The organism is Nocardiopsis yanglingensis (genome assembly GCF_045809185.1).
Classification (GTDB): Bacteria; Pseudomonadota; Gammaproteobacteria; order Xanthomonadales; family Xanthomonadaceae; genus Stenotrophomonas; species Stenotrophomonas yanglingensis.
Genome location: NZ_JBJNRH010000017.1, coordinates 74366 through 76585, shown reverse-complemented (window position 1 = coordinate 76585; position 2220 = coordinate 74366). Strand labels below are relative to the sequence as shown.

At 66.9% G+C, this 2220-nt stretch carries 1 protein-coding gene; it reads right to left on the bottom strand.

All coding sequences use genetic code 11. The features are described from left to right. Positions 1-98: 98 nt before the first annotated feature. Entirely contained in the window at positions 99-2027 is a 1929-nt protein-coding gene (locus ACJ7C5_RS18520; protein WP_412704736.1) for a M1 family metallopeptidase, read from the bottom strand. Positions 2028-2220: the final 193 nt, after the last annotated feature.

Genomic DNA, 2220 nt, shown 5'->3' with positions numbered 1-2220 from the left:
TCGGCCGCGGCCCGTTCCCCGTCCTCCACCCCACCCCCCAGCCGAGCATGGCTCGACTCTACAAAAAAAAGCGCCGGGGGATACCCGGCGCGTTTTTCTTACTTGGCTTCGGCCTTGGCCAGCATGTCCTGCACCGAGGCGGTGGTGATCGGGTGGTAGCCCGGCTTGGCCTTTTCGAAGGCCTGCTTGGCCAGCTCCAGCCCCTTCGGGGTCTTCACCAGTTCAGCGTAGATCGGCAGGATCAGCTTGCGACGGCCGACGCGCTCGATGAACGCAGCGGCCCCTTCGTTGGCCTGCTCGTAACCGCTGCGGATCGCCAGCGGGTACCAGCGCATGGCGATCTCACCATTCGGGGTGCCGGTGAAGTGGAACGCCTTGTCCAGCGTGGCCAGCTTGTCCAGCGGCTGGGTGGCGCCCAGGCCGTCGATGAAGCGCACCCATTCCTGCGTGCTCCAGTCGGCGATGACCTGGCTGCTCGGCACGGTGCCGGCGCTGGCAAACGCGATGCGCGCGGTATCGACGCTGCTGAAGTTGCGCGACTGCGCCTTGGTGGCGAAGGCCGGAATGCCCGGCTCGTCCAGCCACGCCTTCAGCTCGGCTTCGGTCACTGCCGACGGATTCTTCGGCAGCAGGTTCTTCTTCATGTAGTCGACGAACTGGTCGGTGTTCGCGCTCTGGAAGGCATGGTCATCGAACCAGCCACGCAGGAACGGATCGAAGGTCTCGCGGCCGAAGCGCTGTTCCAGGAATTCCAGGAACCACGAACCCTTGACGTAGGCGACCTGGCTGAGGGCTTCGTCGGGGTCACGCTCGTTCAGCGGCGGCAGCGCCAGCGCCTGGTCGGCCGGGCTCATGTCCTTCACTTCGGCCAGCAGGTCGGTCTGGTCGATCTGCTTCTCCATCTCGGCCATTTCCTTGCCGTACAGGGCTTCGGTAATGCGGCCCTGGACGTAGGTGGTGAAGCCTTCATTGAGCCAGATGTCCTTCCAGCTGGCGTTGGTCACCAGGTTGCCCGACCAGCTGTGCGCCAGTTCGTGGGCGACCAGCGAGACCAGCGACTTGTCGCCGACGATCACGGTCGGGGTGGCGAAGGTCAGGCGCGGATTCTCCATGCCGCCGAACGGGAACGACGGCGGCAGCACCAGCATGTCGTAGCGGCCCCAGCGGTATTCGCCGTACAGCTTCTCGGCGGCACCGATCATCTTCTCGGTGTCTTCGAATTCCTTGGCGGCCTTGTTGACCATGGTCGGCTCGGCCCAGACGCCGGAGCGGCCGGAGATCGGTTCGAACACCAGGTCACCGGCGGCGATGGCCAGCAGGTACGACGGAATCGGCTGCGGCATCTTGAAGGTGTAGTCACCGTCACGCGCGGCCTTCGGATCGTTGTCGGCGCTCATCAGCACCATCACGTCCGGGCGCGAGACCACGTGCGCGCTGTAGGTGAAGCGCACGCTCGGGGTGTCCTGCAGCGGCACCCAGGAACGGGCGTGGATGGCCTGCGACTGACTGAACATGAAGGGCAGCTTCTTGCCTTCGGTCATCGACGGCGCCAGCCACTGCAGGCCCGAGGCGGTCGGCGCGGTGTGGTAGGTCACTTCCACCTTGGCCGGCTGTTCCGGGGCCTCGATGGTCAGCTTGCTGCCGAACACCTTGTCAGCGGCGGCCAGCTCGAACTTCAGCGGGCTGCGCGCGCCATCGGCGGCCACGGCCTCGACCTTGGACACGGTCAGCTCGCGGGTGTCGAGCACCAGCTGCTTGGCGTCCTTCTGCTTCCATTCCAGGGTGTAGGTGGCGGTGCCGCCGATCTGCTTCTGGTCGAAGTCCAGCTTCAGATCCAGCGCGATGTCCTTGATGACGACCTTGTCCGGCTCGGCATACGAGCTTTCGTCGTGGCTGCGGTTCTCGGCGTTCACGGGGGCGGCGGGGGCCTTTTCGGCAGTCGGGGCAGCGGCGGGCGCGGCCGCCTCCTGGGAGCAGCCGGCGGCCAGGGCCACGGCCAGCGGAAGGAGCATCAGCGGATTACGCATGAATCGGGACCGTTACGGGGATCAGACCCCCAATGGTACCTCCCTCCGGCCCCGCAGGCGTTGCGCGGTGCGGGGTAATGGCGGGCACAGCACCGGTAGTGGCGGCCGCGGGGCGGCCACCCCCGCCCCCCGGGGGTGGGCGCGCCCATTCCCCGCCCCCGGCCGCCCCACCCCGCCAGACCGGGGGTAGGAT